General features: G+C 66.9%; 25 protein-coding genes. 13 read left to right on the top strand and 12 right to left on the bottom strand.

Going from position 1 to position 25,026, the window contains the following annotated elements; translation table 11 throughout:
- Position 1: 1 nt before the first annotated feature.
- The 5 genes from BAY15_RS03620 to BAY15_RS03640 all read right to left on the bottom strand — a co-directional run bounded on the left by BAY15_RS03620 (position 2) and on the right by BAY15_RS03640 (position 5,502).
- Positions 2 to 1,309 (bottom strand): FAD-binding oxidoreductase, encoded by a 1,308-nt coding sequence (locus BAY15_RS03620; protein ID WP_068849063.1) that lies wholly within the window; start codon positions 1,307 to 1,309, stop codon positions 2 to 4.
- Entirely contained in the window at positions 1,306 to 2,724 is a 1,419-nt protein-coding gene (locus BAY15_RS03625; RefSeq protein ID WP_068849065.1) for a UbiA family prenyltransferase, read from the bottom strand. Before BAY15_RS03625 ends, BAY15_RS03620 begins: the two co-directional genes overlap by 4 nt.
- Before the next feature lie 124 nt (positions 2,725 to 2,848).
- Entirely contained in the window at positions 2,849 to 3,817 is a 969-nt protein-coding gene (locus BAY15_RS03630; protein ID WP_068849067.1) for a lysylphosphatidylglycerol synthase transmembrane domain-containing protein, read from the bottom strand.
- Positions 3,818 to 4,756 carry an electron transfer flavoprotein subunit alpha/FixB family protein gene (locus tag BAY15_RS03635; RefSeq protein WP_068849068.1) on the bottom strand — a complete coding sequence of 313 codons (939 nt, stop codon included), beginning with the start codon at positions 4,754 to 4,756 and terminating at the stop codon, positions 3,818 to 3,820.
- Positions 4,756 to 5,502, bottom strand: a complete 747-nt coding sequence (locus BAY15_RS03640) for an electron transfer flavoprotein subunit beta/FixA family protein (RefSeq protein ID WP_068849070.1) — start codon at positions 5,500 to 5,502, stop codon at positions 4,756 to 4,758. Before BAY15_RS03640 ends, BAY15_RS03635 begins: the two co-directional genes overlap by 1 nt.
- A 253-nt stretch (positions 5,503 to 5,755) precedes the next feature.
- On the opposite strand from BAY15_RS03640, the gene rfbB reads away from it, so the two are divergent.
- From rfbB to BAY15_RS03665, 5 genes are read left to right on the top strand one after another with little or no spacing between them, the layout of a single operon-like run.
- Positions 5,756 to 6,811: a dTDP-glucose 4,6-dehydratase gene (gene rfbB, locus BAY15_RS03645; protein WP_068849072.1), complete on the top strand. Its 1,056-nt coding sequence runs from the start codon at positions 5,756 to 5,758 to the stop codon at positions 6,809 to 6,811.
- 10 nt (positions 6,812 to 6,821) lie between these two features.
- Positions 6,822 to 7,709: a glucose-1-phosphate thymidylyltransferase RfbA gene (gene rfbA, locus BAY15_RS03650; RefSeq protein ID WP_068849074.1), complete on the top strand. Its 888-nt coding sequence runs from the start codon at positions 6,822 to 6,824 to the stop codon at positions 7,707 to 7,709.
- Positions 7,706 to 8,263: a dTDP-4-dehydrorhamnose 3,5-epimerase gene (gene rfbC / locus BAY15_RS03655; RefSeq protein WP_068849076.1), complete on the top strand. Its 558-nt coding sequence runs from the start codon at positions 7,706 to 7,708 to the stop codon at positions 8,261 to 8,263. The genes rfbA and rfbC overlap by 4 nt, the downstream gene beginning before the upstream one ends.
- Complete coding sequence (rfbD, locus tag BAY15_RS03660) at positions 8,260 to 9,174, top strand: dTDP-4-dehydrorhamnose reductase (protein ID WP_068849078.1); 915 nt, start codon at positions 8,260 to 8,262, stop codon at positions 9,172 to 9,174. The genes rfbC and rfbD overlap by 4 nt, the downstream gene beginning before the upstream one ends.
- A gap of 22 nt (positions 9,175 to 9,196) precedes the next feature.
- Positions 9,197 to 10,564 (top strand): hypothetical protein, encoded by a 1,368-nt coding sequence (locus tag BAY15_RS03665; RefSeq protein WP_068849080.1) that lies wholly within the window; start codon positions 9,197 to 9,199, stop codon positions 10,562 to 10,564.
- A gap of 19 nt (positions 10,565 to 10,583) precedes the next feature.
- Here BAY15_RS03665 and BAY15_RS03670 read toward each other — a convergent pair whose 3' ends face one another.
- Both BAY15_RS03670 and BAY15_RS03675 read right to left on the bottom strand, forming a co-directional pair.
- Positions 10,584 to 11,987: a mannose-1-phosphate guanylyltransferase/mannose-6-phosphate isomerase gene (locus BAY15_RS03670; protein WP_068849082.1), complete on the bottom strand. Its 1,404-nt coding sequence runs from the start codon at positions 11,985 to 11,987 to the stop codon at positions 10,584 to 10,586.
- Positions 11,988 to 11,998: 11 nt separating this feature from the next.
- The gene (locus tag BAY15_RS03675) at positions 11,999 to 13,348 is read right to left on the bottom strand and encodes a phosphomannomutase/phosphoglucomutase (RefSeq protein WP_068849084.1); all 1,350 of its coding nucleotides are present in this window, start codon (positions 13,346 to 13,348) and stop codon (positions 11,999 to 12,001) included.
- Positions 13,349 to 13,472: 124 nt separating this feature from the next.
- Between BAY15_RS03675 and BAY15_RS03680 the strand changes: the two genes are divergently transcribed.
- The 7 genes from BAY15_RS03680 to BAY15_RS03710 all read left to right on the top strand — a co-directional run bounded on the left by BAY15_RS03680 (position 13,473) and on the right by BAY15_RS03710 (position 18,501).
- Positions 13,473 to 14,204: a CoA transferase subunit A gene (locus tag BAY15_RS03680; RefSeq protein WP_068849086.1), complete on the top strand. Its 732-nt coding sequence runs from the start codon at positions 13,473 to 13,475 to the stop codon at positions 14,202 to 14,204.
- A gap of 1 nt (position 14,205) precedes the next feature.
- Positions 14,206 to 14,832, top strand: a complete 627-nt coding sequence (locus BAY15_RS03685; protein ID WP_068849088.1) for a CoA transferase subunit B — start codon at positions 14,206 to 14,208, stop codon at positions 14,830 to 14,832.
- Positions 14,833 to 14,947: 115 nt separating this feature from the next.
- Positions 14,948 to 15,364: a hypothetical protein gene (locus tag BAY15_RS03690; RefSeq protein ID WP_068849090.1), complete on the top strand. Its 417-nt coding sequence runs from the start codon at positions 14,948 to 14,950 to the stop codon at positions 15,362 to 15,364.
- Positions 15,333 to 16,568 carry a hypothetical protein gene (locus tag BAY15_RS03695; protein WP_068849092.1) on the top strand — a complete coding sequence of 412 codons (1,236 nt, stop codon included), beginning with the start codon at positions 15,333 to 15,335 and terminating at the stop codon, positions 16,566 to 16,568. Before BAY15_RS03690 ends, BAY15_RS03695 begins: the two co-directional genes overlap by 32 nt.
- Positions 16,552 to 17,514: a glycosyltransferase gene (locus BAY15_RS03700; RefSeq protein WP_068849094.1), complete on the top strand. Its 963-nt coding sequence runs from the start codon at positions 16,552 to 16,554 to the stop codon at positions 17,512 to 17,514. Before BAY15_RS03695 ends, BAY15_RS03700 begins: the two co-directional genes overlap by 17 nt.
- Positions 17,498 to 17,890, top strand: a complete 393-nt coding sequence (locus tag BAY15_RS03705; RefSeq protein ID WP_068849096.1) for a GtrA family protein — start codon at positions 17,498 to 17,500, stop codon at positions 17,888 to 17,890. Before BAY15_RS03700 ends, BAY15_RS03705 begins: the two co-directional genes overlap by 17 nt.
- Entirely contained in the window at positions 17,887 to 18,501 is a 615-nt protein-coding gene (locus BAY15_RS03710) for a hypothetical protein (RefSeq protein WP_068849098.1), read from the top strand. The genes BAY15_RS03705 and BAY15_RS03710 overlap by 4 nt, the downstream gene beginning before the upstream one ends.
- A 91-nt stretch (positions 18,502 to 18,592) precedes the next feature.
- On the opposite strand, the gene BAY15_RS03715 is transcribed toward BAY15_RS03710, so the two are convergent.
- The 3 genes from BAY15_RS03715 to BAY15_RS03725 form a co-directional block, all read right to left on the bottom strand.
- Positions 18,593 to 19,558: a UDP-glucuronic acid decarboxylase family protein gene (locus BAY15_RS03715; protein WP_068849100.1), complete on the bottom strand. Its 966-nt coding sequence runs from the start codon at positions 19,556 to 19,558 to the stop codon at positions 18,593 to 18,595.
- A gap of 38 nt (positions 19,559 to 19,596) precedes the next feature.
- Positions 19,597 to 21,657 carry a glycoside hydrolase family 99-like domain-containing protein gene (locus tag BAY15_RS03720; protein WP_068849102.1) on the bottom strand — a complete coding sequence of 687 codons (2,061 nt, stop codon included), beginning with the start codon at positions 21,655 to 21,657 and terminating at the stop codon, positions 19,597 to 19,599.
- A 111-nt stretch (positions 21,658 to 21,768) separates the two neighbouring features.
- Positions 21,769 to 22,821 (bottom strand): DUF4034 domain-containing protein, encoded by a 1,053-nt coding sequence (locus BAY15_RS03725; protein ID WP_157771689.1) that lies wholly within the window; start codon positions 22,819 to 22,821, stop codon positions 21,769 to 21,771.
- 33 nt (positions 22,822 to 22,854) lie between these two features.
- Between BAY15_RS03725 and BAY15_RS03730 the strand changes: the two genes are divergently transcribed.
- Positions 22,855 to 23,445 (top strand): alpha-ketoglutarate-dependent dioxygenase AlkB family protein, encoded by a 591-nt coding sequence (locus tag BAY15_RS03730; protein WP_068849106.1) that lies wholly within the window; start codon positions 22,855 to 22,857, stop codon positions 23,443 to 23,445.
- Here the strand turns inward: BAY15_RS03730 and BAY15_RS03735 are convergent.
- Positions 23,423 to 24,100, bottom strand: a complete 678-nt coding sequence (locus BAY15_RS03735; protein WP_068849108.1) for an ABC-type transport auxiliary lipoprotein family protein — start codon at positions 24,098 to 24,100, stop codon at positions 23,423 to 23,425. The genes BAY15_RS03730 and BAY15_RS03735 overlap by 23 nt on opposite strands.
- Positions 24,097 to 25,023: an MlaD family protein gene (locus tag BAY15_RS03740; RefSeq protein WP_068849110.1), complete on the bottom strand. Its 927-nt coding sequence runs from the start codon at positions 25,021 to 25,023 to the stop codon at positions 24,097 to 24,099. The genes BAY15_RS03735 and BAY15_RS03740 overlap by 4 nt, the downstream gene beginning before the upstream one ends.
- Positions 25,024 to 25,026 lie beyond the last annotated feature (3 nt).

The raw sequence follows: 25,026 nt of genomic DNA on the forward strand, positions 1-25,026 counted from the left end.
CTCACTCCATGACCCGGCTCCAGAAGCCGGATGAAAAACGGGGATCGATGAATCGGGAAAAGGACTGCCACTGCGGATAGGCCTGGCGGAACAGCGCTCCGCTCATGCGCGCATCCTTGGCCGGGTAGACCGCGCCACCGGCCTCGGCGACGATGCGGTCCAGCCGCTCCAGCATCCGGAACACGTCCGGGCCGTCGTTGGGGAAGTCCAGCGCGAGCGTGGTGCCGGGGCGTGGAAAGGACAGCATGCCCGGCGACGGACGGTTGCCGAACTCCTTCAGCACGGCCAGGAACGAACCGCGCCCGCTGCGCGATATCTCTGACAGCAGTGCCGCCGTGGCATCGCGCGCGACCTCGGGCGGCAATACGCACTGGTGCTGCAGAAATCCCCGCGGACCGTACATGCGGTTCCAGTGGTTGATGCCATCCAGCGGATAGAAGTAGCTCTGGAAGTGACTGACGTGGCGCTTGCGCCGGGCGGGCTGCCGCCAGTAGTAGAGGGTGTTGAACGGCTTCAGGGTCAGCCGGTTGACCAGCGATACCGGCGGCACCAGCGGCATGCTGCGGCGTGGCGCGCCTGGCGGCGTGGCCGCCTGCGCGTTGCCTGCGGCATGGTCACCGCGCAGGAAATGGCCGCGGCCCAGCTGCCTGCCCTTGGCCAGGCAGTCGATCCACGCGACGGTGTATTCGAAGTCGCGGGCCGATTGGCGCGACAGCTCGAAGAATTCATCCAGCCCATCAAAGCGGATCGATTCGGTCTCGATCCACGGGCCGGGGACGCGGCGCAGCTGCAGCTCGGCCCAGGTGACCAGGCCGGTCAGGCCCAGTCCGCCGATCGTTGCCGCAAACAGGCCGCTGGCGTCGTGTGCATCCAGCTGTTGCCGCGCACCATCACTGCGCAGCAGCTCCAGGCAGCGCACGTGGTGGCCGAAGCTGCCGGCGCGGTGATGGTTCTTGCCATGCACGTCATTGCCGATCGCACCGCCCACGGTCGCGTAGCGCGTACCCGGGGTGACCGGCAGGAACCAGCCGGCCGGCAGCGCCAGCTCGATGATCTCGGCAAGGGTCACGCCCGCCTCGCAGCGCAGCACGCCGGTGGCGGGATCGAACGCGATGAAGCGGTCCAGTGCGCGCGTCATCAACAACGTGCCGCCCGGATTCAGGCAGCTGTCGCCGTAACTGCGGCCATTGCCGTGGGGCAACATGCTGCCGGCCACCGGCGGCAGGGCGGCGGCGCGGTCGCTGAGCGCAAGCAGCGTCTGCTGCGCGCGCGGATAGCGCCCCCACGACTGGCCGCGTGCCGAACTCATATCGCGGCGAGCACGATGACCACGCACAGGGCGATGACCACCTGGCTGACCCGGTCCATGGCAGCGAAAACGATGGGGTCGTCATCCATGTCGCCGCGGTGGGAAACGATCCACATTCTGCTGATCCAGTACAACAGCATCGGGCAGAGCAGCCACAGCACCTTGGGGTTGCTGTACAGCTCCAGGCTTTCGGGGCTGTTGATGTACAGCGCGAACACCAGCACGCCGATGTAGCCGGCTGCGGCACCCAGCGATTGCACCAGCGGCAGGTCCGCCACCGCGTAGCCGCGGCCGATCGCCATCTCCTTGCCGCTGGCCAGGGCGGCGGCCAGCTCGGTGTAGCGCTTGAGCATGGCCAGGCTGAGAAACACGAACATGGAGAACGCCAGCAGCCAGAACGACAGCTCCGACCCGATTGCGACGGTGCCGCCGATGATGCGCACGGTGTACAGCGCCGCCAGCAGCACCACATCGATCATCACGATGCGCTTGAGCTTGAGCGAATACGCCAGCGTCATCACGTAGTAGCACAGCAGCACGCCGGCAAACGCCGGACTGCACAGCCACGCCAGGGCGAAACCGAGTACGGTCAGCAGCGGCGCCACCAGCAGGCCATGCAGCAGCGGCAGCGTACCGGCGGCGAACGGCCGCTTGCGCTTCCGGGCGTGCATGCGGTCGGGGGTCAGGTCGAGCAGATCGTTGAGCAGGTACACACCCGATGCGCACAGTCCGAATGCCAGGAAGGCGATGCCGGCATCGAGCACCGCAGCCGGTTCGAGGAAGCGGTGCGCGGTAAGCAGCGGCACCAGCACCAGCAGGTTCTTCAGCCACTGGTAGATGCGCAGCGCCTTGATCCAGGTCAGCAGGCCACCGTTGCGGGCGGGCAGGTGGGCCAGCACCTCGGTGTGGCGGGCAGCATCGCGCGCAAGGCGCTCGCCGTTGTTGACCACGATGGCGCCGCCAGCATGCGCCCACACCTGCAGGTCGACCCGGCCGTTGCCCATGTAGTCGAAACCGCGTTCGCCGAAGCGCTCGGCCAGTGCCTTGCCCTTGTTGTGGCCGGACAGGTTGGTGTGGCCGTCGCTGGCGATCACCTCCTCGAACAGGCCCAGGTGGTCGGCGATCGGCTGGACCAGCAGCTGGTCCGAGGCGGTGCAGAGAACGCGCGGCCGCTGCGTCGTGGTGCGCAGGATCTCCAGCACGCGCTCGTCGTAGGGCAGCGTGTCGGCGGGCAGCTGGACACGCGAGGCCAGCTGGCGCTTGACCGCCGCCTTGCCACCCAGCAGCCAGAACGGCAGCAGGAACACGTACAGCGGATTGCGCGCCAGCAATGCCAGCAGCGATTCATACAGGATGTCGGAGCGGAGCAGGGTGCCGTCCAGGTCGACACAGAGTGCGCGGTTCTGGGATTTCAAAACGGGGTGACTCCTGCGTCGAACGAACCGGGGCTGTACATGGCGATGGCGTCTCATCCATGAAAATTGACCGCACAGTATAGCGTCGCATCTGGTTGGTTTAAGCCCGGGAATGCGCGTCTCTTCAGGGGTCCGGGCGTGCCTCCAGGCTCCCCATGGCCAGCATTCCCACCACCACGGCCAGCCACAGGCTGGCCAACCGGATCCCGATGGCCGCCGCCACGGCGACCTCCAGCCCGGCGCCGGTGCTGGTCAGCATGAGCACGATGGCCGCTTCGGTGGTGCCCACGCCCCCCGGCACGAAGGACAGGGCGCCCACCAGCATGGCCAGTGGGTAAATAGCGAGCGCGTGCTGCCAGGACAGGGCGATCCCCAGGCAATGGCAGAGCCAGGCGAACGCGGCAGCCGTCAGCAACCATGCCGCCGCACCGTAGGCGGTGCTGGCAAGCGTCAGGCCCGGTCGCAGCAGCGGGCGCAGGCCACACACCCCATCCAGCAGGAACCCGCACAGCTGGCGTACGCGTGGCCCGGGAAGCCGCGCGATCACCGCCCGCGCCAGCGCCTGCAGGCGCGGCCAGGCGGCCAGCAGACACAATCCCACCAGCAGGACCATGACAATCCCGGTCAGCGCACCGAACAGGGGCACCAGGCCTGCTGCGCCGGTGCCGAGCAGGGTGATCACGGCCAGGTCCAGCCCGCGCTCATACACGAACGTAGCCAGCGTGGCGCGCGATGGAATACCCAGCCGCGAGAAATAGCGGATACGCAGCAGCTCACCGGCCTTGCCCGGCGAGGCGGTGAAGGCAAAACCGGCGAGATAGGCGACCAGCCCCGCCCGCCACGAAGCGACCGGGTGCCCCTGCACACGCAGCAGGACATGCCAGCGCTGATAGCGCAGCAGGTAGCTGCACAACACCAGCAGCGCGCAGACCGCCAGCGGGCCTGCCAGATCGCCCAGCCGCGACAGCACATGCTTGTCGCGGTCCAGGTACCACAGCGCCAGCAGGTACACACTGGCGATGCCGGCCAACCATCCCAGTGCCCGGCCCCGACGGGGCGGGGCGGGCGCAGCGGGGGAGGTGCCCTCGGTCACTTACAGCGCCGCTTCCAGCTCCGGCAGCAGGGTGAACAGATCACCCACCAGGCCGATGTCGGCGATTTCGAAGATCGGCGAATCCGGGTCCTTGTTGATCGCCACGATGGTCCCGGCGTCCTTGATCCCGGTCAGGTGCTGGATGGCACCGCTGATGCCGACCGCCACGTACAGCTCCGGCGAGATGATCTTGCCGGTCTGGCCGACCTGCAGGTCGCTGGGCACATAGCCGGCGTCCACGGCGGCGCGCGAGGCACCCACGGCTGCCCCGAGCTTGTCGGCCAGCTGGAAGATCACCTTGAAGTTCTCTTCCGAGCCCACGCCACGGCCACCGGAGACCACGCGCCTGGCGCTCTGCAGGTCCGGACGGTCGGTGGCACCGGCTGCCAGGCCGACGAAACGGGTGTGGGTCGGCAGGGCCGCGTCCACGCTGGCCGCTTCCACCGGGGCGCTGCCGCCGCTGGCGACTTCCGGCCAGGAGGCCGCGCGCACGGTGGCGACCACGATCTGGTCGGTCGGCACGTCCACGGTGATGATCGCGTTGCCCGCGTAGATCGGGCGCTTGAAGCTGTGGCTGCCTTCAACCGTCATCAGGTCCGAAACCTGGTTCACGCCCAGCAGGGCGGCCACGCACGGCATCAGGTCCTTGCCGAAGGTGGTCGAGGGACCGAACACGTGGGTATAGCCCTTGGCCAGCTGCGCGATCTGCGGGGCCAGTACCTGGGCCAGCGCCTGCGCATTGGCCGGGTTGGCCACGGTCAGTACCTTGGCCACGCCGGCCAGGCCGGCGGCCTGGGCCGCAACGGCGGCCGGGTCGGCAGCCAATACCAGCACGTCGATGCTGGCGCCGCTGATGGCGGCGGCCGCGCTCACGGTCTTGGCGGTGGCGGCGTTGAGCTTGCCGTCATGGTGTTCGGCAACAACGAGGATCTTGGTCATTACAGCAACCCCTTCTGCTTGAGTGCGGCAACCAGTTCGGCCGCGTCCTTGACCATCACGCCCTTGCTGCGCTTGGACGGCGCGGCGTACTGGGTGGTCTTGAAGGTATCGGCGGCGTCAACCCCGAGGTCGGCCAGCTGCAGCGTTTCCAGCGGCTTGGCCTTGGCCTTCATGATGTCGGGAAGCTTGATGAAGCGCGGCTCGTTCAGGCGCAGGTCGGTGGTGACCACGGCCGGCAGGTCCACTTCCAGCGTTTCCAGGCCGGCGTCGACCTCGCGGGTCACCGTGGCCTTGCCGTCGGCGATGTCCAGCTTGCTGGCGAACGTCGCCTGCGGGCGGCCCCACAGTGTGGCCAGCATCTGGCCGGTCTGGTTGGCATCGTCATCGATGGCCTGCTTGCCCAGGATCACCAGGTCCGGCTGTTCCTTCTCCACCAGCTTGAGCAGGGTGCGCGCGGCCGTCAGCGGCTGGATGGCCTGGTCGGTGACCACGTGGATGGCGCGGTTGGCGCCCATGGCCAGGCCGTTGCGCAGGTGCGCCTGGGCGTCGGACGGGGCGATGGAGGCCACGATCACTTCGGTGGCGATGCCCTTGTCGCGCAGGCGCAGGGCTTCTTCCAGCGCGATTTCATCGAACGGATTGGGGGACAGCTTGACGCCGTCGGTGACCACGCCGGAACCGTCCGGCTTGACCTGAATGCGGACGTTGTAGTCCACCACGCGCTTGTACGCGACGAGGATTTTCATCTGGTGCGGGATCCTTGTAGTGCCGACCGCTGGCCGGCTCAAAATCAGGGGGAACGTCCGGTTCCGCAAACAGCAACCGGTTCGGGGGGTGGGACCGCGATTCTAACTGCCTCCGGCCAACCATGCGAATGCGTATGGTGGGTGCCGGCCATTGCTGCGCCGCACAAACGACGCGGGCCCATTCACCTTCGGGCGACGCTGTAAAAGGTCCGGCGTTGTATCCTGTCCAGCTAACCAAAAAGGAGAACGGGTAGTGCCCACATGGCTTGTCACCGGCGGAGCCGGCTTCATCGGCGGTAACTTTGTTCTCGAGGCGGTCGCCAAAGGTGTCAGGGTCATCAACCTTGATGCGCTGACCTATGCCGGCAATCTCAAGACCCTGGCGTCGCTGGAGGGCAACCCCGCGCATGTCTTCGTTGAAGGCGACATCGGCGACCAGGCCCTGGTGGCCCGCCTGCTGGCCGAACACCAGCCCGACGCCGTGCTGAATTTCGCCGCTGAAAGCCACGTGGACCGCTCCATCGACGGGCCCGGTGCCTTCATCCAGACCAACGTGGTCGGTACGCTGGGCCTGCTCGAAGCCGTGCGCGACTACTGGAAGGCGCTGCCGGCCGACAAGGGCCAGGCGTTCCGCTTCCTGCACGTGTCCACCGATGAGGTCTACGGCACGCTGGGCGAGACCGGCAAGTTCAGCGAAACCACGCCGTATGCGCCCAACTCGCCGTACTCGGCCTCCAAGGCGGCTTCGGATCACCTCGTGCGTGCGTTCCACCACACCTACGGGCTGCCGGTGCTGACCACCAACTGCTCCAACAACTACGGCCCGTACCACTTCCCGGAAAAGCTCATCCCGCTGGTGATCGCCAAGGCGCTGGCCGGCGAACCCCTGCCGGTATACGGCGACGGCAAGCAGGTACGCGACTGGCTGTTCGTGTCCGACCACTGCGAGGCGATCCGTACCGTACTGGCCAAGGGCCAGGTGGGTGAGACCTACAACGTGGGCGGCAATTCCGAGAAGGAAAACATCGAAGTGGTGCACGCGATCTGCGCGCTGCTCGATGCCCGTCGTCCGCGCGCGGACGGCCAGCCGCGCAGCAGCCAGATCACCTACGTTGCCGACCGCCCCGGCCATGACCGCCGCTATGCGATCGATGCCTCCAAGCTGAAAGACCAGCTGGGCTGGGAGCCCGAATACACCTTCGAGCAGGGCATCGCCTTCACGGTGGACTGGTACCTGGACAACCAGGAATGGGTCAACGGCGTGCTCGATGGCAGCTACCGCCTGCAGCGTATCGGCACCACGGCCTAAAGGGATTCCCATGACGCAACGTAAAGGCATCATCCTGGCGGGCGGCTCCGGCACCCGCCTGTATCCGATCACCAAAGGCGTCAGCAAGCAGCTGTTGCCGGTGTACGACAAACCGATGATCTACTACCCGCTCAGCGTGCTGATGCTGGCGGGAATCCGCGATGTGCTGATCATCAATACCCCGCACGAGCAGGCGCTGTTCCAGGCACTGCTGGGCGATGGTTCGCAATGGGGCATGAACATTGAATACGCCGTGCAGCCGAGCCCCGATGGGCTGGCGCAGGCCTACCTGATCGGCAAGGATTTCGTCGGCGGCAAGCCTAGCTGCCTGGTGCTGGGCGACAACATCTTCCATGGCCACGGCCTGCGTGAAGTGTTGCGCAACGCCGACCAGCGCGACAGCGGTGCAACCGTGTTCGGCTACTGGGTGAACGATCCCGAGCGTTACGGTGTGGCCGAATTCGACAAGGCCGGCAAGGTCATCGACCTGGTTGAAAAGCCGGCCAACCCGCGCTCGAACTATGCGGTCACCGGCCTGTACTTCTACGACGGCAACGCCAGCCACCATGCCGCCGAACTGAAGCCGTCGCCGCGTGGCGAACTGGAGATCACCGATCTGAACCAGCGCTACCTGCGCGAGGGAAATCTGCACCTGGAAGCCCTCGGTCGCGGTTATGCGTGGCTGGATACCGGTACGCACCAGTCGCTGCTGGAGGCGTCGAACTTCATCGAAACCATCCAGACCCGCCAGGGCCTGCAGGTCTGCTGCCCGGAAGAAATCGCGTTCGGCCAGGGCTGGATCAGCGCCGAACAGCTGGAGGCGCTTGCCGCGCCGTTGATCAAGAATGGCTACGGCCAGTATCTGCACGCGTTGGCCGTGCGTGGAGTGGTGCCATGAAAATCATCCAGACCAAGCTGCCGGGCTGCGTTGTGATCGAGCCGGCCGTGTTCGGCGACGAGCGCGGGTTCTTCTTTGAAACCTGGAATGCGGAACGGTTCGGCCAGCATGGCCTGCCGACGAAGTTCGTGCAGAGCAACGTGTCCACCTCCGCCAAGGGCGTGCTGCGTGGGCTGCACTACCAGTGGCCGCGTCCGCAGGGCAAGCTGGTCAGCGTGCTTGAGGGCGAGGTCTACGACGTCGCCGTCGACATCCGTCGTGGCTCGCCGACCTTCGGCCAGTGGGAAGCGGTCGTGCTGAGCGCGGAAAACAAGAAGCAGTTCTGGATCCCGGAAGGGTTCGCGCACGGCTTTGCCGTGCTGTCCGAGCGCGCGGTGTTCAGCTACCTGTGCACCGAGGTGTACCTGAAGGACTTCGACGCCGGCGTGCGCTGGAACGATGCCGACATCGGCGTGGATTGGCCGATCAGTGGCCCGACCCTGTCGGCCAAGGATGAGGCAGCGCCGTTCCTGAAGGACATCGCCGAGGACCGTCTGCCGGTCTATACGCCATGAACGTGCTGCTTTTCGGCGCCAATGGCCAGCTTGGCCAGGAGTTGCTGCGCGCGCTGGCGCCGCTCGGGACGGTCACCGCGACCACCCGCAGTGGCAGCCTTGCTGATGGCAGCCCCTGCGACGTTGCGGATTTCAACCAGCCCGCGACCCTGGCTGCGTTGTTGGACCGGGTCCAGCCTGACGTGGTGGTCAACGCCGCCGCGTACACGGCCGTGGATCGGGCCGAAGAAGACCGCGACGCCGCGTGGCGGGCCAACGCCGACGCACCGGGCGTGATCGCGCGGTGGTGCGCTGCCGCGGGTGTACCGCTGGTGCATTACTCCACCGACTACGTGTTCGATGGCCAGGGCAGCCGTGCGTACCTCGAAGACGACGCCACGGCACCGTTGGGCGTGTACGGGCAGAGCAAGCTGGCGGGCGAGGACGCGGTGCGTGCCGCCGGCGGCCGCCACCTGATCTTCCGCACCGCCTGGGTATATGCCTCGCACAGCGCCAACTTCCTGCGCACCATGCTGCGGGTGGGGGCCGAGCGCGAGGTGTTGCGCGTGGTCGCCGACCAGGTCGGCACCCCGACCCCCGCCGCCCTGATCGCCGATGTCACCGCGCAGGTGCTTCAGCACCCGGGCCGGTTGTCCGGGACCTGGCACCTGACGGCCAGTGGCCAGACCAGCTGGCATGGCTTTGCCGAGGCGATCTTCGCCCAGGCACAGGCGGGCGGCGTGCTGGCACGGGTGCCGGTGGTGGAGGCGATCAGCACGGCCGACTACCCGACGCCGGCCAAGCGCCCGGCCTGGTCGGTGCTCGACAATGGCCGACTGCAGCAGGACTTCGGCCTGCAACTGCCCTCCTGGCAGGACGGTCTGAAGCAGGTGATGGCCGGGATTGCCCCGGCAGGCACCGCCACGCGCTGAACGGGAACGCTCGGAAACACGGATGACCCACGATAAAGACCTCCCGGGGCGGCTGCGGCCGTCCCCGCTTTCGTTTGCCCTCGCCACGGGCGTCCTGGCACTGCTTGCCCGGCTGCTGTACGTCCAGTGCTTCAGCACGCCCATGCCGTTCTGGGATCAATGGGACGGTGAATGGGCGACCGCGCTGCGGCCATGGCTGGAGGGAACGCTGCAGTGGGACACGCTGCTCTACCCGCACAACGAACACCGGATCCTGCCCACCCGGCTGGTGGCGCTGGCGTCCTACCTGGTGACCGGCGAGTGGAACAACGTCTACGAAGCACGCATCACGGCCGTGCTGTTCTGTTTCATTCCCGCCCTGCTGGTATGGCAGGCAACGCGCGATGAGGCATCGGCAGGCAAACGCTGGCTGATGATGCTGGTGGTGCTGCTGCTGTCGGTGCTGCCGTTCGCCCGCGAAAACTTCCTGGTCGGTTTCCAGAGCCAGTTCTACTTCCTGATCCTGTCCAGCGTGGTTGCCATTGCCCTGGTGGCCAGGCATCACCAGCGCCCCGGCGCGTTGCTCGCTGCGATGGCATTGAGCGTGCTGGCGATCGTCACCATGGCCTCGGGCCTGCTGACGGCGGTCGCCGCGGGCGCGGTCTGCGTGCTTGCCTGTCTGTGCCTGCCGGGGCGGCGCGCGCCGGCACTGGCCGCCACGGCCGCGCTGGCGGTCATCGCGGTGGTCGCCTACCTGCTGTTGCCGATACCCGCGGCGCATAGCGGGATGCGCGCGCACAGCGTGGGCGAACTGCTGCTGGCGGCCAGCCATGTCCTGGCATGGCCCGGGCGCTCCAACGGGCTGTTCGTGATCGTCTGGCTGCCTTCGGTGGTGATGGTCTCGCGCATGCTGATCCTGCGCAAAGCAAGCCCGACCGCGCTGTTCATGGCCGGGTTGTGCATCTGGTCGGCCCTGCAGGCGCTGTCGATCGGCTACGGACGCGGTCACGACGGCATGCATCCGCCCGCGTCGCGTTACACCGAGCTGCTGGTGCCGGGCGTGGTCGGCAACGCCTGGTTCGCGCTGCAGCTGTGGGGCCTGCTGTCGACGCCGTCGCCGCGTCGCATCGCGGCGCGGTCGGTGGTGGTGCTGTTTGCCTTGCTGTTCGCAGGCGGCTCGCTTAGCCAGGTTTCCAAGGACATCAAGCGGGCGAAGGCATTCAAGGTGGCAAGCGAGCTGCTGCAGGCCAACGTGGTGCGTTACCTCGCCAGCGGTGACCCGAAGGCACTGGAGGTAGGCGACTTCGAGTTGCCCTATCCCGATGCCGAACAGCTGAAGCGGCACCTGGACCACCCGGACCTTCGCCGGATCCTGCCCGCCGTCGTACGCGAGCAGGTGTCTTCGCACTGAGCGTGCCGCTGCGGCATGCTCAGCTGCGCCCGTAGGTATCCTCAAACCGCACGATGTCGTCCTCACCCAGGTAGCTGCCCGACTGCACCTCGATCAGCTCCAGCGGCAGCTTGCCTGGATTGCGCAGCCGGTGGGTGACGCCCAGCGGAATGTAGGTGCTCTGGTTTTCGCCCAGCAGGATCACCTCGTCGCCGCGGGTCACTTCGGCGGTGCCACTGACCACCACCCAGTGCTCGGCGCGGTGGTGGTGCATCTGCAGGCTCAGCGTGCCGCCCGGCTTGACGGTGATGCGCTTGACCTGGAACCGCTCGCCGTTGTCGATTGAATCGTAGGCACCCCACGGGCGGTACACCTTGCGGTGCCAGGTGGCTTCGGGCCGTTGCTCGGCCTTGAGCCGGGCCACCACCTGCTTGATCTCCTGCATGCGGTCGCTGCGGCCCACCATCACCGCATCGTCGGTCTCCACCACGATCACATCGTCGAGCCCGACCAGCGCGATCAGGCGCTCGCCGTAGGCGTAGGTGTTCCGGCAGTCGATGGCGATGACATCGCCGTGGTGGGCATTTCCATCGGCGTCCTGCGCCGATACGTCGCGCAGCGCGGTCCACGAGCCCACATCGTTCCAGCCCGCGTCCAGCGGCACCACCACGGCATCGGCGGTTTTTTCCATCACCGCGTAATCGATGGAATCTGCCGGCACCGCGGCAAAGGCGTCCTTGTCGAGGCGGGTGAAGTCGGTGTCGCGCCGTGCCAGCTGCCAGGCATTGCGGCTGGCGGCCAGCATGTCCGGTTGGAACAGCTCCAGCTCGGCCAGGTAGCGGGAGGCCTTGAACAGGAACATGCCGCTGTTCCAGAAGTACTCGCCCGACTCGACGTACTGCCGTGCGGTGTCTGCGTCAGGTTTCTCGACAAACCGGTCGACCGCCCGCACCGCGCCGCCCGAGGAGGCCTTGATGTAGCCATAGCCGGTCTCCGGCCCGGTCGGCACGATGCCGAACGTGACCAGCTTGCCCTCCTGCGCGGCAGGCAGGGCGCTCAGCACCGCCGCGCGGAAGGCCGCTTCATCGGCGATCACGTGGTCCGATGGCAGTACCAGCAGCACCGGGTCGCCGTCTTCCAGGGTGGCTTCCAGTGCGGCGACTGCGATGGCCGGCGCGGTGTTGCGACCGACTGGTTCCAGCAGGATCGCCTGCGGCTCCACGCCCAGCTGCTGCAGCTGTTCGGCGGCAACAAAGCGGTGCTCTTCGTTGGCCACCACCAGCGGCGCCCGGCCGGCGATCGGCGCGACACGCTGCCACGTGGCCTGCAGCATGGTCTGCTCACCGGCCAGTGCCAGGAACTGCTTGGGGTAGGCTTCGCGCGACAGCGGCCACAGCCGCGTGCCGGAACCGCCAGACAGGATGACCGGAAGGATGTCGTTCATCAGGCTGTGCCTCAGGATGCCTTGAGCAGCTGGGAGATCTCATCGGTGCGCTGCTGCAGCAGTGCCGCATCGCCTCGCGATTCCACGTTCAGGCGCAGCAGCGGCTCAGTATTGGAGCTGCGCAGGTTGAAGCGCCACTGGCCGAAATCCGCGCTGATGCCATCGGTATGGTCAAGGGTCGGGCCGTGCGCGGCGAAGTGCTCCATCACCCGCGCCACCGCCAGCTTGGCGTCGCTGACCTTGAAGTTGATCTCGCCGCTGCAGGGGAACTTCTGCATGCGTTCTTCGACCAGGTCGGCCAGCGAAAGCCCGGTTTCGGACACCAGCGCGGCAATCAGCAGCCACGGAATCATGCCGGAATCAGCGTAGGCGAACTCACGGAAGTAATGGTGCGCGCTCATTTCGCCGCCATACACGGCATCCTCGGCACGCATCTTTTCCTTGATGAAGGCATGCCCGCTCTTGCACAGCACGGCCTGGCCACCGGCATCTTCCACCATCTCCACGGTGTTCCACAGCAGGCGCGGGTCGTGGACCACCTTGCCGCCGGGCTGGCGGGCCAGAATGGCCTTGGCCAGCAGGCCGACCAGGTAATAACCTTCAATGAAACGGCCGGTGTGGTCGAAGAAGAAGCAGCGGTCGAAATCGCCATCCCAGGCGATGCCGAAGTCCGCACCGTGTTCGAGCACGGCCTGCGCGGTCATCTCCCGGTTCTCGATCAGCAGCGGATTGGGAATGCCGTTCGGGAAGCTGCCATCCGGTTCGTGTGCGATGCGCACGAATTCAAACGGGAGGTGCGGGGCCAGCAGGTCGACGATGGTGCCAGCGCCGCCATTGCCGGCGTTGACCACCAACTTCAGGGGCTTCAGGGCGGCGCGGTCGACGTAGCTCAGCAGGTGCTCGATATATGCGCGCTTGTCCGGATGCGACTGGATGCCGGCTTTGGGCTCGGCGGCCGGCGCGGTATCGGCTTCCACGGCATCGGAGATGGCGAACAGGCCGGTGTCCGAACTGATCGGGCGGGCCTGCTGCTTGACCAGCTTCATGCCGTTGTAGTCCATCGGGTTGTGGCTGGCGGTAACCATCACCCCGCCGGCGGCGTTGAGGTGGTCGACCTGGAAGTAGACCTCTTCGGTGCCGCACAGCCCGATGTCCAGCACCTCGCGCCCGGCGCCACGCAGGCCGGCGGCCAGGGCGTCCTGCAGGGCGGGGCTGGTCAGGCGCACGTCATGGCCGACCACCACGGTGCCCGGCTCCAGCTGGGCCGCCAGTGCCACGCCGATCTTCCGCGCCAGGTCTTCGTTCAGCTCGTCCGGCACGCGGCCGCGGATGTCATACGCCTTGAATGCGGGGAGGGTCATCGGGGGTCCTTTCTGTAGTCAGTAGGCGAGTTTAGCCGCTGCGATGTATGGGAAGCGTTTTCAGCCGGGGACGCTACCGGCAATGGCTACAATGGGTCCTTACATCAACGAGGTGAGGGCGTAGATGAGCAAGTCCCCAGACAACGGCCGGCGCGGCAAACGCTATGCCAGCGCCGCCGAAGCGCTGCAGGGTGCGGTGGCCGATGGCCAGACCCTGGCCGTCGGCGGCTTCGGCCTGTGCGGCATTCCCGAGGCGCTGATCGCCGCGCTGCGCGACACCGGGGTCAAGGACCTCACGGTGATCTCCAACAATGCCGGCGTGGATGGGTTCGGGCTGGGCCAGCTGCTGGAAACGCGCCAGATCAAGAAGATGATTTCGTCCTACGTGGGCGAGAACAAGGAATTCGAACGCCAGTACCTGGCCGGTGAGCTGGAGCTGGAGTTCAACCCGCAGGGCACCCTGGCCGAGCGCCTGCGGGCCGGCGGTGCGGGCATTCCCGCCTTCTTCACCGCCACCGGCTACGGCACCGTGGTGGCCGAGGGCAAGGAAACCCGCGAATTCGACGGCAAGCACTACGTGATGGAAACCGCGCTGCGCGCCGACGTGGCGCTGGTCAAGGCGTGGAAGGCCGACGAGGCCGGCAACCTGGTGTTCCGCAAGACCGCGCGCAACTTCAACCCGGCCTGTGCGATGGCCGGCAGGCTGTGCGTGGTGGAAGTGGAAGAAGTGGTGCCGGTGGGCAGCATCGACCCGGACCAGGTGCACCTGCCGGGCATCTACGTGCACCGCATCGTGCACAACCCGACCCCGGAAAAACGCATCGAACAGCGCACCGTGCGTGCGGAGGGCAACTGACATGGCATGGACCCGCGATGAAATGGCGCAGCGCGCCGCCCGCGAACTGACCGATGGTGCCTACGTGAACCTGGGTATCGGCCTGCCGACCCTGGTGGCCAACCACATTCCGGACGGCGTGGATGTGTGGCTGCAGTCCGAGAACGGCCTGCTCGGCATCGGCCCGTTCCCCACCGATGCGGAAGTGGATGCGGACCTGATCAATGCCGGCAAGCAGACCGTGACCGCGCGTGCCGGCGCCAGCTACTTCGGCAGCCACGACAGCTTCGCGATGATCCGCGGCGGCCACGTCAACCTGGCCATCCTCGGCGCGATGCAGGTCACCGACCAGGGCGACCTGGCCAACTGGATGGTGCCGGGCAAGATGGTCAAGGGCATGGGCGGCGCCATGGACCTGGTGGCCGGCGTGCAGCGCGTGGTGGTGCTGATGGAGCACACCGCCAAGGGCGGCGAGCACAAGATCCTGCCGGCGTGCACGCTGCCGCTGACCGGCGTGGGCGTGGTCGACCGGATCATCACCGACCTGGCCGTGTTCGATATCACCGACGCGGGCCTGAAGCTCGTCGAAGCGGCACCCGGCGTGAGCGATGAAGAGCTGAAGGAAAAGACCGGCGTCAGCTTCAGCTGACCCGGCGCACGCCTGCCGGTGAACACCGGCAGGCCGACCCTGCCGCGCGCATCGCTCCGGGGCGTCATCGGCGCAATGCTAGAATTTCCGGCTTGGCTGAACCTGGAACGCTGCCGTGATCAAACCCGGGAAGGGGAAATTCTCCGTTCTGCAGCACGGGCTGGTCGGCCTTCTGATCGGCGCGCTGCTGCTGGTGGGGCTGCGTGGCATTGCCAGGGATGTGCACTTCAGTGGCGCCTTGTTGAACCAGGCATTCGTTGCCGATGCCGGTTGGATCCACTCCGTACCGCCGGAAGTGGTGGAGGCCCGCACCTTGCTTGCCCAGCATCATGACCGCGGGGTGCCGCTCGCGCTGGGGCCTGGCCTGAAGGACGATTCGCTGCTGCAGCAGCGACTGTGGGAAGGCCTGTATCCCATGCGCCTGCATGAGGCCGACAACGGCCGCATGCTGTGGAAGACGCCCGGACCGCAGCGTCCCGGCTGCACCCGGATCGCAGGGGGTGAGCGCCTTGTCCTCGTCGACTGCCACTGACGCCGGCGCCGGTGCCGCGCTGGGCATGCTGGCCGGCGTGCTGGCCTGTTATGCCTTTGCAGCCTTGGGCTGGGTCGGACTGCCGGCGCAGGCCGCGTTCATTGCCGTGCTTGGCTGCGCCGCATGGGCGCTGTCGGCCCTGCGCGATGCCCGCGCGGCATGGATGCTGGGCGTGATCGGGGTGCTGCTGGTGCTGGCCCTGGGCAGCCCGTCGGATGGGTGGGACCCGCGCTCCATCTGGTTGTTCCATGCCCGGCGCATCTTCCTCGATGGGTCGCTGTACACCCAGCTCGATGGCTACGCGCCTTTCAGCCACAACGATTACCCGGCCCTGGTGCCGGTCTGGATGGCCACCGCGGCGAAGGTGGTGGGCCATTGGAACGAGATCTTCCCCAAGGCCGCGGCGACGCTTTTGTTGCTGCCGGCGCTGTTGTTGATCGCGCGCAGCCTGCGCACCTGGTGGGTGGCCGGGCTGTTCGCCGTGGCCCTGCTGAAGGTCGGTGGCAGCTACCTGGTGGACGGTTACATGGACGCGCTGCTGGCGGTCTACGCGGTAGCCGCGCTGGCCGCCGGGATGCGTGCCGCGCGTGCGCCCGTCAGCGGAAGTGGCTGGTTCGACCTGGCTGCATACGCGGCGGTGTCGGCCATCCTCTGCCTGATCAAGAACGAAGGCGTGGTGCTGGCGGTCATCGTCGCCGTCGGCGTCGTGGCGGTGACCCTGCTGCGCGAGCGGCGCATGGCGTGGGGCATCCCTGCGGCGTTCGCGCTGTCGCTGCTCCCCCTGCTGGCGTGGAAACTGGCGGTTTCCGCCGCACACCTGAGCAACGACCTGGCCGCCAGCGACCTCAGCGGCCAGCTGATGGCGCGCCTGCCGGATCTGGCGCAAAGCATGCTGATCGTGCAGAAGTTGCTGCGTGGCATCTTCTGGGTGCCGCTGGCGCTGATGCTGGTGCTGTGGTCGCGCACCTGGCGTACGCCGGTCGCGCTGGCCGGACTGGGGGTGGCCGTGGCCTATGCGTGCGTCCTGTACGCCGTGTACCTGGGCACCCCGCACGACCTGGAGTGGCATCTGGCCACGAGCGCGCGCCGGACCGTGCTGCCGGTGCTGCTGCTGTTGATGTATGCATTGCTGGTGATGGTGGACCAGTGGAACCCGGCCGCGTCGCGCGTTGCCGCAGGAGAACGGAATGAACAAGGCAGCTGATGCGTTCGTGGTGGTCACCCCGGTGTACGAAGACCACGTGGCTTCCACCCGGTTGTTCTGCGAACTGGCACGCCTGTACGGCGACCGCGTGTACGTGGTGGCGGTGGACGACGGCTCCATCCGCGAGCCGTTGCAGCCGTCGCAGCTGTCCCGCTCGGGCGTCAGCGGCGTGGTGCTGAAACTGCGCCGCAACGTCGGTCACCAGAAAGCCATCGCGGTAGGGTTGGGGTATGTGGAAGAGAATCTTCCCGACTGCCGGCAGGTCATCGTGATGGATTCCGATGGCGAAGACCTGCCCGAGACAATCGCCACCCTGCTGGACGCGGTGCGCAGCGACGAGGTGGATGTTGCGGTGGCGCGGCGCAGGAGCCGGGTCGAGACCCTGCGCTTCCGTGCCTTCTACGTGGTGTACAAGTTCATTTTCCAGCTGCTGACTGGGCGCACGATCAGCTTCGGCAACTTCATGGCGATCAAGGTCGGCGCGCTGCATCGCCTCAATGCCATGCACGAGGTCTGGACGCATGTGGCAGCCGGACTGATCGCCAGCAAGCTGCGCCTGGCCGTCTGCCCGATCGACCGCGGCCCGCGCTATGCCGGGCACAGCAAGATGAACTTCGTCGGCCTCACCCTGCACGGGTTCCGCGCGTTGATGGTGTTCGCCGAGGACGTGCTGGTGCGGGTAGGCCTGATGTGCGTACTGGTCTCCTCCGCTTCGATCGTGCTGGCGGTGGTGGCCACCCTGCTCAAGCTGGCCGGCTACGCCACCCCGGGTTGGTTCTCGATGGCGCTGGGGGTACTGTTCCTGGTGTTCCTGCAGACCGGCACGCTGACCCTGATGACACTGATGCTCAGTGGCATCGTCCGTGGCAGCATCCAGAAGCCGGGTGCCTACCGCGACTACCTGGCCGGTGTCATCGAGGTTGCCGCCGATGTCGCGCCGCGCTGACCTCCGCCAGCTGCTGCGTTACGTCATCAATGGGCTGGTGGCGACCGGCGTGCACTTCGCGGTGCTGAGCCTGCTGGTGGAAGTGGTGCACGTGCCGTCCAAGGGCGTGGCCAACCTGCTGGCGGCAGCGGTGGCGATCGTGGCATCGTTCCTGGGCAATCGCTTCTTCGTGTTCGCCGCCACCCAGGCGCGCGCCAGCAAACAGCTGTGGCGGTTCGTGCTGCTGTATGCCGCCATCGCGCTGTTGAACGGCGGCCTGATGGCGCTGTGGTCGGACCTGTTGAAGTTCGACTACCGGATTGGCTTCGTGCTGATCAGCATCATCCAGTTCATCCTGTCCTTCCTCGGTAACCGCCTGCTGGTGTTCAAGCCATGAAATCCCTGCGCAACGCACTGCTGCTCACCGCCCTCTACGTGGCGCTGCTGCTGGGCATCCACTTCCTGCACGTGCGCTTCTTCAGCGTCGACGTGGTGTTCTACGCGGCCATCGGCGATGCAGTGCTGGCGGCCGTGCTCGCCGGCCTGTTGCTGCTGCTGCCTGCGCTGCGCCGTTTCACCCTGACCGAGAAGGTGCTGCTGGTCCTGGTGTGGCTGCTCGGTGGCTACGCGTTCGCCATTTCAGTGCCGACGGTGATCGATCGTTCGCTGTCGTTCTACATCCTGGAGAAGCTCGACCAGCGCGGTGGGGGCATCCGCCAGGACGCCTTCCAGGACGTGTTCACCAAGGAATACATGGTTGAGCATCGCCTGGTGGACGTGCGCCTGACGGAGCAGGAAAGCTCCGGCACGATCCACATCGAAAACGGCTGCGTGCTGCTGACCGACAAGGGCCGGCGCGTGGCGGGCATGAGCCGTTTCTACCGCCAGCATTTCCTGCCAAAACAGCGCCTGCTGCTGGGCAAGTATTCCGACGACCTGACCGACCCGTTCCGCCACAGCCGCCAGGACGTCACCTACCAGTGCGGCCTCACGAAGCAGCGGCGGTAGAGCGGACTGTCAGTCCGCTGCCTTTCGCGCCAGGAAACAGCCGCCCAACGGGCCGCGCAACCCATTTGAAGCAGCCGTCCAACAGACGGCTCTACCGGGATTCGCTCAGCAGATTGTCAAAATATGCAATCGTCCGCCGCAACCCGTCTTCCAGCTTCACCTGAGGCTCCCACCCGCCGAGCCTGCTCTTCGCCAACGTGATATCCGGCTGGCGCTGCATCGGGTCATCCTGCGGCAACGGTTTGAACACCAGCTTCGAGCCCGAGTTGGTCAAGGCAATCACGGTCTCGGCCAGTTCGCGGATGGTCATCTCGGCCGGATTGCCCAGGTTGCAGGGCCCGGTGAAATCCTTGTCGGTGGCCATCAAGCGGATGAAGCCGTCGATCAGATCGTCCACGTAGCAGAACGAACGGGTCTGCTGGCCTTCGCCGTAGATGGTGATGTTCTCCCCGCGCAGTGCCTGCACGATGAAATTGGACACCACGCGTCCATCATTGGGGTGCATGCGCGGGCCATAGGTGTTGAAGATGCGCGCCACCTTGATGTCCAGCCCATGCTGGCGGTGGTAGTCGAAGAACAGCGTTTCCGCGCAGCGTTTGCCTTCGTCGTAGCACGAACGCGGACCGATCGGGTTGACGTTGCCCCAGTACTCCTCGCGCTGCGGGTGCACGCTCGGGTCGCCGTACACCTCGCTGGTGGAGGCCTGGAAGATCCGGCAGTCCAGCCGCTTGGCCAGACCCAGCAGGTTGATCGCCCCGTGTACCGAGGTCTTGGTGGTCTGTACCGGGTCATGGCTGTAGTGCACCGGCGAAGCCGGGCAGGCCAGGTTCCAGATTTCGTCCACCTCGATGTACAGCGGGAAGGTCACATCGTGGCGCAGGAACTCGAAATGCGGGTTCGGCAGCAGGTGGGCGATATTGCGCTTGGTGCCGGTGAACAGGTTGTCCGCGCACACCACTTCGTGGCCCTGGTCGAGCAGGCGCTCGATCAGGTGCGAACCCAGGAAACCGGCGCCCCCGGTAACCAGGACGCGCTTGCTGCTGTCGTGACTTCTCATTGCTGATCCTTTGCGGGTGGCCGGCGATTGTAGGCCGCTCAGCCTGGCCGGGCGTAGGGGTAGGCTGCCGCATCCGTCCGGGCGGTGCCGCCCAGTGCGGTGACGGTATCGCAGATGCGGAACCCGGCGGCGTTGACGGTGGCGCCGGTCAGCCGTTCCAGCGCGTGCGCAAGCGTGCCGTCGATCTGCCCCCGCTCCGTATCGAACTCGCTGGGCGAGAGGTGCGCGTCCAGCAACGGCCGCAGCGCGGCCAGCCGGACCCAATACATGCTGCCGGCGGCGAACACGGCATCGTTCTTCGCCGCGGGCAGGCCCAGGCGGGCATGCAGGTACGCCAGTGCCTCTGCATTGCCGCCGACATAGTCGGCGGCGTTCAGCAGATGCCCCGCGGGCGCGACCAGGCCCAGTCCGGGGTCCGCCTGGAAGGCGGCCACCATGGCGCGCGCACGCTCGCCACCCAGCAGCGCGCCGAGCATGTCCTGCCGCCACTGGTTGCCGTTGTCGCGGTGGGTCGAACGCTTGGTGTGCAGCTTCAGCACCAGATCTTCGTTCTCGTTCAACAGCCGGTCGGCAACGTGCAGGAAGGGAAGGATGTCGCGGCCATGGTTGTCGTACGCCAGGATTTCGGCGGCGGTCCCCACCTGTTGGAGCATCGCCTGCACCGCCTCCACGCGGTCCGGCGTGGTGGTGACCAGCAACCGCGCTTCGATGCCGCTGGCAGCGACCTGCTGCAGCAGTTCTTCCAGCACCTCCAGGTACCAGGCATGGATCACCACGCAGGGGCGGCGCGGCGCGGGCTGGCGGGACTGCAGGGCGCGCCGGGTGGCGGCCAGCCACGCGTGACCCAGGCGCTGGTCCGGCTCCAGAACGGCGCTTTCGGCCCATTCGTTCCAGGCGTTGATGAAGACCAGGCGCTGGTCGACCGGCGTATCGGCCAACCGGCCGTGGATGGTGGCGTGCAGCCAGTCGCCATAGGCGCGCGGCGATGCATGCAGCAGTACCCGGCCGCGGCCGGGACGGCGTGCTTCGTTGTCCCACCCCGGGTTGACGCCGGGATGCAGGCGGTAAGGCCGCGCGGGGGCAGCCAGGCTTTCTGCTGCCAGCTCGCGCCAGTCGCGCACATCACCTGCATAGTCGGGGTTGATCAGGAGCTGGTTGGCCGACAACGAGGTCGGGTTGACCACGTTGGGCGGGAACTCCACGGCGGAATCAAAGCCGATCTCGCGGGGGTCGGGGCGCTCGAAACTCTGCACGTAGGCCAGGTGGATCTCGCCAATGTCGTGGTTGCGGCACCAGTCGCGCCAGCGTTGGGCGGTCGCCTTGGGATCGGGCAGCAGCTGCGGGCGATACACCAGCAGCATCGGTTTGCCATCCACTTTCAATGCGCGGCGGTCGCGCAGGTATTCGGCGACATGGGCAATGAACGCAAGGTCGTCTTCCGGCGTGTGCTGCTGGCCGATCAGCACGTCCTGGTTGCGCCCGTCCCAGCGCCGGGTCCAGTTTTCATTGGCCCAGCACAGACAGAACGGCAGCGCGATGCTGGCGTCAGCCAGCCACTGGCGCAGCGGCGCCTCCATCAGGGTCTGGCCGGAGAACCAGTAGAAGTAGAAGCAGAATGCGCCAATGCCATGGTCCGCCGCGAGCCGTGCCTGGTCGCGCATCACCTGCGGGTTTCGCAGGTCATAGAACCCCAGGTCGGCCGGCAGCCGTGGCTGGGCATGGCCTTCGAACTGGGGCAGGGCGCGGGTGACATTGCGCCATTCGGTGAAGCCGGTGCCCCACCACGCGTCGTTCTGTGCGAACGGATGGAACTGGGGAAGGTAGAACGCCACCAGCGTCGCCGGCAGCGGCGAGGGCAGGGTGCCGGCCAGCCCGGCCGGCACATGGCCGATGGCCGCTTCGTCCGCCCGCACCAGTGCACGCCCGCTTCGGCGAGCTGCCCGTACCTGGCCGCGCGGCGGCGGCGGGCTCCAGTCGCCTACCCGGCTCAATGCCCGGTTGCGCAGCCGGTCGCGGGTGGCCTCGGGCAGCGGCAGGCGGCGGAACACCGCGCGCATGAAAGCGAATGCCTGCTGCCGGATGCGGGAGGCGGCGCTCATGGGGTCCGGGGCGGCAGCAGGGGCAGGGTCATTCAAGGGTCGCGTGGCAGGTGACACCCGGCATTGTCTTGCAACTCACCGCGCGGGGGCAAACCTGCCAACGCCGGGCGTTCACCCTGCCCATTCCCTGCATTTTTCGTACGCCTCCACGCTCTCCCAGGCCTTGCCGTCCGGCGGCGCCGTGATCCGGCCCATCAGCTCCCGGGTCTTGGGCTTGTCCAGCGCGCGGCAGGCGAAGAAGGCGAAGTTCTGCAGGTTCCAGTCGGTGGGATACCGGGCCAGCACATCGTCGATGCCCCGGCGCATCAGTGGCCAGTCCACGTAGGAGTCGGTGAACAGATCGCTCCCGTACTGGTTCTGCGACGCTACCCAGTAGATCCGCGTGTACAGAGCGGCGCGGTCCTTGCGGCGGACCTTCTTCAGCGCGTGCCGTGCAAAGGACTCGATGGCTTCGGCACTGCCACCCCATTTGGGAGAGAAGTTGTTCACGGCGCCGAAGTAAAGCGGGTAAAAGCGCGGATACCGTGCCACGGCCTCATCGAAGATCGCCATGTAGGTCGCATCATCCATGCTGTCGCGCTGCCCCAGTCGCAGCGTCAGCTCGTACCAGTAGGGATCGCGCGCGGCAACCGATTTCTGCTTGCTGATGAACGCGAAGGCTTCGGCATTCTGCCGACGGAACGCTTCCCAGCGGTCAGGCGGCACGGTTCGGACGTAGCCGCCGCCGCGGTAGCTCCAAGCGGTGTTGGCCAGCAGCTGCGCGGTAACCAGGCGCGGCGTCGGCGAATCCGGATAGGCGTTCCACCATGCCTCCGCCAGCGCGGCGCGGTCGTTCCAGATGACAGCGTCCCTATCGCGGGTGTTGAAGTAGTTCGACACGCCGTCGTAGTACTGGGTCAGCATGAAGACGCCACTGCCGGTACGTGCTTCGGTGCTGCGATATTGCTCGGCCAATGCTTCCAACGTCTCGAAGTCGCGGGCTTCCATCAGCGCGCCGACCATCGTCATTACCTCCGCCCGCTCGGCGTGTTCATCGGCGCGTACGGGCACGACCGACACCACCCCGACAAGCAGAACCACGGCTGCAATCCATCTCTGGAACATCGACATCGCCCCCCTGGCGATCAACAGCCGTCGAGTGTAGCCGAGGCCGGTGCGGCGCATGCGGCGCGATCCGGGCCATGCTAGCGTGCCGCCATGGACCTCCATCTTCCCGATGCCCAGGTGCGCTGGCACCGCCATTGGTTGGCCGCACCTGCCGCCGATGCGCTGCAGCGCCAGCTGCGCGGCGAGGTGCCGTGGGAGGTGCACAGGATCAAAATGTTCGGCAGGCGGGTGGATTCACCGCGGCTGAGCTGCTGGATGGGTGACCCGGCGGCCCGTTACCGCTATTCGGGGACCGAGTTCGTGCCGCACGCCTGGCATCCCGCCCTGGTCCCACTCCGCGATGCGTTGGGCAGTTTCTGCGGCCAGCCATTCAACAGCGTGCTGCTCAACTGCTACCGCGACAACGACGACGGCATGGGCTGGCACAGCGACAATGAACCCGAACTGGGACCCACGCCGGTGATCGCCTCGCTCAGCCTCGGCGCCGCCCGCCGGTTCCTGCTGCGCCGGCGCGACGACCACGCGCGCAAGGCGGAGGTCACCCTGGGTCATGGCGACCTGCTGGTGATGGGCGGGCGCACGCAGACCTTCTATCAGCACGCCCTGCCAAAAAGCGCCCGGCCCTTGGCCGAGCGCATCAACCTCACGTTCCGTTGGATCAACGCAACCGCGTCGGGATGACTGCGGCCGTCTTGCTGTCGGCCTGGCCGGTGGTGAGGGTCCAACCGACCAGTTCGGTGGTGACCGCCTGGAGGCCCTGCTCGAGCGCCCGGGCGACATCGCCGGTGGCGGTGCTGCCTACCGGCTGCTCCTGGCGGAACGTGCGATCGGCGACCACGCGCTGGTCGATCACGTGGATCAGCTTGGCGTTGATCTCGATGAAGGCGGTCGGGGTCGGCTGGCCGCGGTAATCGGATTCGAAACGGCGTACATCCAACGCCAGCTTGTAGTCGGCGCGGATGCCGGTGGTGGCACGCGCCACGCCGGTGATGCGGCCGGAATCCTCGAACGCGCGCACCAGCGCGTCGTCGACCATGTCGGTGGCCGGCTGCGCCCAGCTCACGCCCTTGTAGACCTCAAGCTCGCCCGGGTTCGGCCGCACGTTGATGCGCGGGCTGTCGACCACGCGCGCGGCGGTCGGCTTGACCAGCACCAGCGCCCAGTCGACCTTCGGCCAGGACGGGTCGGGCTGGATCTTCACCACGGGCGAGTAGATGGTGACCTGGCTGCGCTCGCCGCCGCCCAGCAACGACGAGCAGGCGCCCAGCGCGATCATCAGTGCCGCCGGCAACAGCAGGCGGGGCAGGGAGGCGGGCAGGAGAGGGAAGCGGCTCATTTGGGTTCGAACTCCTTCGGCGCGTCGCGGCCCAGCAGGTAGCGGGCCGGGTTGTTGTCGAGTTTGTCGCTGACCCGGCGCAGGTCGCGGATCAGCCCGCGCAGCTCGGTCAACGTCGGCCCGAGCTGGGCCAGGCCATCGTTGGCGAAGCTGTTGATGGCCGCGCGGTTCTCGCCGAGGATCGAATCGGCACTGCCGGCCGCCGAATCGAGCTTGGTCAGGGTGGTTTCCAGCTTGTCCAGGATCGGCGGCAACTGTTGCACCAGGTTGGTGTCCAGGCGCTGGATGGTGCCGTTGGTGGTCTTCAGCGTGCTGTCCAGGCTGCGCGCGGCATCGCGCGCGCTGAGCAGCAGCGCCTGGGTGCCCTGGTCGCGGTCAGCCAGGCCGCCGCTGATGGTTTCCAGGTTGGCCAGGGTGGCATTGATGCTGGCCACGTTGCGGTCGCTCAGCACCTGGTCCATGCGCTCGACGATGCGGTTGGCCACGTCGGTGATGTTCTGCAGCGCCGATGGCGTGGTCGGGATGATCGGCGCCGGGTCCTTGTTCACCGCGGTCAGCGCCTGCGCCTGCGGCGTGCCGCCGCTGAGCTGGATGATCGACGGCCCGGTCAGGCTGGTGATGGCCAGCTTGGCGCGGGTGTCGGTCTTGACCGGCGTGTTGGAGTTCAGGCGGATCCGCGCGACCACCTGGCGCGGGTCATCCGGCACCAGGTTCAGTTCGGTGATCGAGCCGACCGCGATGCCGTTGTACTGCACCGGGCTGCCCACCGACAGGCCGGTGACCGCCTCTCGGAACACCACCCGGTATTCGGTCCAGGTGCGGTCGGAGGAGTACTTGGCCGCCCAGAGGCCGAAGGCCAGCAATGCCAGCCCCACGATCAGGGTGAACGCGCCGATCAGTACGTAATTGGCTTTGGTTTCCATGGC

This window comes from Stenotrophomonas rhizophila, assembly GCF_001704155.1.
In the GTDB taxonomy this organism is placed as follows: domain Bacteria; phylum Pseudomonadota; class Gammaproteobacteria; order Xanthomonadales; family Xanthomonadaceae; genus Stenotrophomonas; species Stenotrophomonas rhizophila_A.